Consider the following 6,593-nt stretch of genomic DNA (forward strand, 5'->3'; position numbering starts at 1 on the left):
GTATCCGGGCGGCCTTCAGTGCTCAACGGTGCGTACGGAGAAGGCGAGTTCGCATCGCCGGACGGGACAGGAGGCAAACGATGAGCAAGATGGTGTGGGCCGCGGGAGCGCTTTCGGCCACGACGGTGGGTCTGGTGATCGCGGCGGGGCTCGCGGCGGGCTCTGATTCCGGAGACGGCGGCGCGGATCGGGCGCCGAAGGCGGTCACCGGCACGCTGGAGCAGATCGCCGCGAAGGCCGAGTGCGCGCCGGACATCCAGACGGACGCGGACGAGCTGCGGCAGGCCAACTGCCAGAACGAGGACGGCCGTTTCGTCCTCGCGACCTTCGCCACCGACCGCGGCGAACGCGACTGGCTGAATTCGGCCAAGGACTACGGCGGTACGTATCTCGTCGGCAGGAAGTGGGTCGCCGTCGGCGATCCCGAGGTGGTCGGTGCGCTGCGCGGCCGGCTCGGCGGGACGGTGGAGCGGGCCTCGCACCACTCCGGATGAGTGGCGTGGTGGGGGGAGCGAGGTCCGGGCCCTGGGCACGTAGGGCATTTCTCCACCGTCACCGCGCGGGGCCGACCGCGCAGCAGTCCGGGGGGATCCTCCGGGGGATCCGTTGGGTCAGGTGCAGCGGCGCCCGTCGTTGACGCACTTGGCGACGCGCCGCATCAGCCTCTCGTCGAACACGTTGATGAAGTCACCGTGGTCGGTGATGGGCTTGTGCAGCTGCTCGGGGAAGGAGTCCACGGCGAAGCCGGGGCCCGGCGGCACGTCGTACACGACGCGCTGCACGAGCTGCGGGATGGCGCGGAAGCCCTGCGGGCAGCGGCCGCTGCGCTGGTCGGCGAACGCGACGTGGGTGCGGTGGTTGGCGCTGTCGGTGTTCTGTCCGTCCCAGCAGCTCTGGAAGTTGAAGGTGCGGACGACCTTGCTGCCTTCCGGGCAGATCGGGTATTTGTCCTTCAGCTGCCGGTTCTCGAATCCGGTGCAGCTCCAGGAGGCGTTGGCATTCGCGTCACCATTGGTGAACGCCTTGGCGTCACCGGTGATGATGCGCAGGAAACGCGGCATCGCGGACACCTTGCTCACCGGACTTCCGACGAACTTCAGCGTGACCTGGTCCGGCGTCTGGATCTCGCCGACGTTCTTGTCCCGGCCGCCGCCGTCCGCCTCCGCGTCGTTCTCGTCGTTTCCGTTCTGCAGCCTCAGGACGGGCCAGTAATACGTGGACTTGTCGCCCTGATTGCGGCAGCTCGTGTCACCGTTCGCGAGATCGTCGTCACTGGAGAAGGCATCCGTCTCCTGATTTCCGACGTAATCGTGCATATGGTGGGCGCCATTGCTCACACCGGGCGCGACGATGACATTGTCCGGATTGAACTTTCCGTTCTCGTTCGTGCCGCAGTTCGTGGTGAACGTGCCGCGTGACGCGCCGCGTTGTTTGCGCGGCCTCTGGACATTGGGCTGAACGTTCGTGATGTCGACGAAGTCACCGGCCTCGGGGCCGTTGCCCGCCTGGCCCTGGCCCTGGCCCTGACCTTGGCCTTGGCCTTGGTCGCCTCCCTGGTCCTGGCCACCGTCCTGCCCCTGGTCGCCTTCGCCGCCACCCTGGTCCTGGCCGCCCTGTCCCTGGTCACCGCCTTGCGGAAGGCCGCCGTCGTCGTCGGCGCGCAAGGTGCACGGCGCCATGCCGTCCAGGTTCTCGGGCGCCTGGCCGCCCTGGCCGCCCTGGTCGATCGCGGACCGGATGTTCTCGATGGTCGGCCGCCGCTGCTCCTCCAGCGGGCCGAGTACGGAATTCTTGTCCTCGGCCTCGGCGAACCGCGCGTAGGCGTCGGTGATCTGGCTGTCGAGGGCGGCGAGTTCGCGGTCGACCTCGGCGCGCGCCCCGTCGGGAACCTCCGGGAGCTGATTGCCGACGTCGGGACAGCTGATGGTGCTGACCTGCTGCCCGCCGCCGTTCTGATTCTGGACCTGTTCCTGGCTGTTGGGTGGCGGACCGCCGCTTTCGTCGGCGTTCGCGTAGACATTCACCGCGACAAGTCCGCCGCCGCCGAGGATGAGCGCCGCCGAAGCGGCGATCGCCCGGCCGGCCAGCTTTGATCGTTTTCGTGACGTGCGTCGTGAGGTGCGTCCCATGGGACTACGTACGCATCAGCGGACCGCGTCGTTCAACGGCTCCCCGAAATTCCCGGCGCCAACTCCCGCGAGAATCAACGCCCTTGATCGAGATAGGCGAGAACCGCGAGGACACGGCGGTTGTCGTCGTCCGACACCGGCAGACCGAGCTTCGCGAAAATATTTGAGGTGTGCTTCGCGATGGCCCGCTCGGTCACCACGAGCTGCGCCGCGATCGCGGCGTTGGACCGCCCCTGCGCCATCAGTTCCAGGACCTCGCGCTCGCGCGGGGTGAGCGCGCCGAGCGGCTGGTCGGTCGAGCGGCGGGACAGGAGCTGCTGGATGACCGTCGGGTCCATCGCGGTGCCGCCCGCGGCGACCCGGCGTACGGCGTCGATGAACTGCTCCGCGTCGAAGACCCGGTCCTTGAGGAGATAGCCGACCCCGCCGTTGCCGTCGGCGAGCAGCTCGCGCGCGTACAACTGCTCCACGTGCTGCGAGAGCACGAGCACCGGCAGTCCGGGCCGGGCCCGGCGTGCGGCGAGCGCGCACTGGAGTCCCTCGTCCGTGTGGGACGGCGGCAGCCGCACGTCGACCACCGCGACGTCCGGCTGGAGCTCGGCCAGGGCCTTGGTCAGTTCGGGCCCGGTCTCGACGGCCGCCGCGATCTCGAAGTCGAACGCCTCCAGCATCCGCACGAGGCCGTCGCGCAGCAGGAAGAGATCTTCGGCTAGGACAACTCGCAAGGGATCTCCATGGTCACCATGGTCGGGCCGCCAACCGGACTGCTGACGGCCAGTACGCCGTCGAATGTACCGAGTCGCCGTTCGATCCCGCTCAGCCCGGACCCGGCGCCCATGGCCGCGCCGCCCTTGCCGTTGTCGGTGACCGCGATGCGGAGCATGCCCTGCTCGTGGTGCACGTCCACCCAGATGCGGTCCGCCTCCGCGTACTTCACCGCGTTCGTCAGGGTCTCGCTCACCGCGAAGTACGCGGCCGCCTCCACCGGCTCCTCCGCCCGGCCCGGCAGGTCCACGTCGACGTCGGTGGCGACGGGCAGGCGCAGGGCGAGCGCTTTCACCGCGTCGCCGAGGCCGCGTTCGGCGAGCACCGGCGGGTGGATGCCGCGGACCAGGTCGCGCAGCTCGGTCAGGGCCTCGCCGGAGTTCTGCCGGGCCTTGGCGATCATCTCCTTGGCCTTGGCCGGGTCCTTCTCGACCAGCGCCTCGATGGTGCCGAGATCCATGCCCATGGCGACCAGGCGGGCCTGCGCGCCGTCGTGCAGATCGCGCTCGATGCGGCGCAGCTCGGCGGCGGAGCTGTCCACCGCGTCGTGCCGGGTCTCCTCCAAGCGGTCCACGCGCTGCGCCAGTTCACGCTCGCGCATGGAGGCGGTGGGCGCGAGCAGGGTGCGGGCGAGCAGGAAGTGGCCGCGCACGACGGCCGGGTTCACGAAGAGCGCGAGGACGCCGAGCGCCGTGCCGAGCGCGGCGGCGCCGTTCGCCGCCATCTGCGAGTTCACGTGGATGAAGCCGTACCACTCGCCGCCGCCCGCGTTGTAGATCGGCTTCCAGACGCCGAGCGCGAGCACCCACCCGTACACCGGGTACAGCACCAGCGCGGGCGCGAAGATCACGACGACGAAGCCCGCGGTCATGTCGACAAGGAGCCACTGGAGATCCCGCCAGGTCGCCGGGTCCTTCAGCATCAGCGAGCAGCGCTCGACCTGCCCGGTGACGCCGGAGCGGGGGCCGGCCGGGCGCTTCCGGTAGGGGGCCGGGATGTGGACGTCCGACCACTCGCCGGCCTGGACGCGGCGCAGGTTCGCGAACTTGCGTACGGCGGTCAGGACCGCGGGCGTGGTGAAGACGCCGATTCCCAGCAGGATGAAGGCGATCGACAGGACCGAGAAGACGAAGAGGGTGATCGAGCCCGCCAGCGAGACGATCGCCAGGTACAGGCCCCGCGCCCCCGCGATCATTGTGTTGCGAAGCCTCGTCATGGTCATCCGTCCTTTTCGTCTCCGCCGAGCGACCCGTCCGCGCCCCGTGCGCCCTGCACGCTGACAGTTTCGCTGGTCAGAGCATTTCAGGTCATTGGGTTCCACACCCGACCCGGGGTGTACCCAGCAACACCCCCGCCCCTCGCCCTGTGCTTCGCCGAGAGGGGGTCTCGGCGGCTGGGGCGGCGCGTCTCCGATTCCTAGCGTGAACCACGTCAGCTCGGCTTATTTCACGCTTACTCAACTGGGGGCGAAGGACATGAGCGCCAAGAGGCAGAACCTCGCGGCACGACTCGGGGTGTGGAGCGCGCACCACCGCAAGACGGCGATTCTCGGCTGGCTGGTGTTCGTGGTCCTCGCCACGGTCATCGGCGGCGCCACCGGTACGGTCACGGCGACCGACGACGAGATGGGCACCGGCGACTCGGCCAGGGCCACGAAGATCCTCGACGACGCCGGCATCGACGAGCCCGCGAGTGAACTCGTCATGGTGAGCGCGAAGTCGGCCGACGGCTGGCGGGAGGCGGCGGCCGACCTGTCCCGGGCGCTCACCGAGACCGGCAAGGTCGGCAAGGTCCAGCCGCCGCTGGCCTCGAAGGACGGCAAGGACGGGCTCCTCCGCTTCGACATGTTGGGCAAGTCCGACGACGCGGCGGACCAGGTGCAGCCGGTGCTCGACGCGGTCGCCAAGGCGAAGGACGCCGGGGCGGAACGCGGCGTCACCGTCCACCAGTTCGGCGACGCCAGCTCCGAGAAGCAGCTGAACGACCTGCTCGCCGACGACCTGAAGAAGGCCGAGTTCACGGCCGTGCCCCTCGCGCTCGGCATCCTGCTGGTCGCCTTCGGCGCCGTCGTCGCCGCGCTGCTGCCCGTCGGGCTCGCGCTGACCGCGTGCGTCGCCGCCTTCGGCCTGCTCTCCCTGGCCAGCCACTCACTGCACCTGTTCGAGACCACGTACTCCGTGATGTTCCTGATGGGCCTCGCCGTCGGCGTCGACTACTGCCTGTTCTACCTGCGGCGCGAGCGCGACGAGCGGGCCGCCGGGCACGACGCGGAGACGGCGCTGCGGATCGCCGCCGCCACCAGCGGGCGCGCGGTGCTCGTGTCGGGCCTGACCGTGATGGTGGCCATGGCGGGCATGTTCCTGTCCGGGCTGCTCCTCTTCAAGGGCTTCGCGGTCGCCACGATCATGGTGGTGTGCGTGGCGATGCTCGGCTCCGTGACGGTGCTTCCCGCGCTGCTCGCCTGGCTCGGCGACCGCATCGACGCAGGACGCATCCCCTTCCTCAACCGCCGCTCCAAGAAGGGCGCCCACGCCAGCGGTTCCGTCGCCGGTTCGCTGCTCAAGCCCGTCCTCGCCAAGCCCGCGTTCTTCGCGGTCGCCGCGACCGCGCTGCTGCTCGCCCTGGCCGCGCCCGCGCTCGGCATGAAGACCGAACAGCTCGGCCTGGAGAAGCAGTTCGGCTCCGACGTGCCGCTCTCGGTGTCCTTCCGCGAGATCACCGGGGAGTTCCCGGGCGGGCCCGCGCCCGCGCTCGTCGTGGCCAAGGCGGACGACATCCGGTCCGCACCGGCGCGGGACGCCCTGCGGGCGCTGACCGAGAAGGCGGGCGACGGCGCCGAACTCACCGTCCACGAGCGGCAGAACGTCGCCCGGATCGCCGTGCCGCTGCCCGGCAGCGGGACCGGCGCGGAAGCGAAGAAGGCGCTCGCTTCGCTGCGTGACGATGTACGTGACGTACGAGGCGCGGGTGCCGTCGACGCGTACGTCGGCGGGGACCTGGCCGAGTCCGAGGACTTCACCGACCAGCTCGGCGAGGGCATCGTGCCGGTGTTCGCCTTCATCGCGGCCGTCACGTTCCTGCTGATGCTGGTCAGCTTCCGGTCCGTGGTGATCGCCGTGACCTCGATCGCGCTCAACCTGCTGTCCGTGGGCGCCGCGTACGGCGTCATGACCGCCGTCTTCCAGCACGGCTGGGGTGCCTCGCTGATCGGCTCGGAGAAGGTCGGCGCCATCGAGAACTGGATGCCGCTGTTCGTGCTCGTGGTCCTCTTCGGCCTGTCGATGGACTACCACGTGTTCGTGGTGTCCCGGATCCGGGAGGCGCGGGACCAGGGGCTCGGCAACCGTGAGGCCATCCGGGAGGGGATCACCCGGACCGCCGGCGCGGTGACCGGGGCCGCGGTGATCATGGTGGCCGTGTTCGCCGTCTTCGGCACGTTGTCCATGCAGGACATGCAGCAGATGGGGGTTGGCCTTGGAGTGGCCGTTCTGCTCGACGCGACGCTTGTCCGCATGGTTCTGCTGCCGTCCGTCATGAGTCTGCTCGGTGAGCGGAACTGGCACACGCCGCGGTACCTGCGGTGGCTGCCCACCGTCAGCCATGACGCACCGGTGCCGGTGGCTTCGGCGTCGTCGCCGGTTCGGGAACACGTCTGACGCCCGGGCGGGCCGGTGGGGGCGTTCCTGTCCCGCCGCTTCG

Annotated in this window: 5 protein-coding genes; 2 read left to right on the plus strand and 3 right to left on the minus strand. The window is 69.8% G+C overall.

Features of this window, described 5'->3' with window-relative positions; genetic code table 11:
- Positions 1–80: 80 nt before the first annotated feature.
- Positions 81–494: a hypothetical protein gene (locus tag STRAU_RS24870; protein ID WP_016643150.1), complete on the plus strand. Its 414-nt coding sequence runs from the start codon at positions 81–83 to the stop codon at positions 492–494.
- A 117-nt stretch (positions 495–611) separates the two neighbouring features.
- Here the strand turns inward: STRAU_RS24870 and STRAU_RS24875 are convergent, their stop codons facing one another.
- The 3 genes from STRAU_RS24875 to STRAU_RS24885 all read right to left on the minus strand — a co-directional run bounded on the left by STRAU_RS24875 (position 612) and on the right by STRAU_RS24885 (position 4,116).
- Positions 612–2,129, minus strand: coding sequence for a DUF1996 domain-containing protein (locus tag STRAU_RS24875; protein ID WP_016643152.1), 1,518 nt, complete (start codon positions 2,127–2,129; stop codon positions 612–614).
- A 74-nt stretch (positions 2,130–2,203) separates the two neighbouring features.
- Positions 2,204–2,854 (minus strand): LuxR C-terminal-related transcriptional regulator, encoded by a 651-nt coding sequence (locus STRAU_RS24880; RefSeq protein ID WP_016643153.1) that lies wholly within the window; start codon positions 2,852–2,854, stop codon positions 2,204–2,206.
- Positions 2,839–4,116, minus strand: a complete 1,278-nt coding sequence (locus STRAU_RS24885; protein WP_037661708.1) for a sensor histidine kinase — start codon at positions 4,114–4,116, stop codon at positions 2,839–2,841. Before STRAU_RS24885 ends, STRAU_RS24880 begins: the two co-directional genes overlap by 16 nt.
- Positions 4,117–4,369: 253 nt before the next feature.
- On the opposite strand from STRAU_RS24885, the gene STRAU_RS24890 reads away from it, so the two are divergent.
- A complete protein-coding gene (locus STRAU_RS24890) occupies positions 4,370–6,550 on the plus strand; it encodes an MMPL family transporter (protein WP_106968031.1) in 2,181 nt (726 codons plus the stop codon).
- Positions 6,551–6,593 lie beyond the last annotated feature (43 nt).

It is taken from the genome of Streptomyces aurantiacus JA 4570 (assembly GCF_000414115.1).
GTDB classification, from domain to species: Bacteria; Actinomycetota; Actinomycetes; order Streptomycetales; family Streptomycetaceae; genus Streptomyces; species Streptomyces aurantiacus_A.

Bases quoted from the DNA above. Each gene is read 5' to 3' on its own strand.
- STRAU_RS24870 (WP_016643150.1), top strand. From the start codon at position 81: ATGAGCAAGATGGTGTGGGCCGCGGGAGCGCTTTCGGCCACGACGGTG.
- STRAU_RS24875 (WP_016643152.1), bottom strand. From the start codon at position 2,129: ATGGGACGCACCTCACGACGCACGTCACGAAAACGATCAAAGCTGGCC.
- STRAU_RS24885 (WP_037661708.1), bottom strand. From the start codon at position 4,116: ATGACCATGACGAGGCTTCGCAACACAATGATCGCGGGGGCGCGGGGC.
- STRAU_RS24890 (WP_106968031.1), top strand. From the start codon at position 4,370: ATGAGCGCCAAGAGGCAGAACCTCGCGGCACGACTCGGGGTGTGGAGC.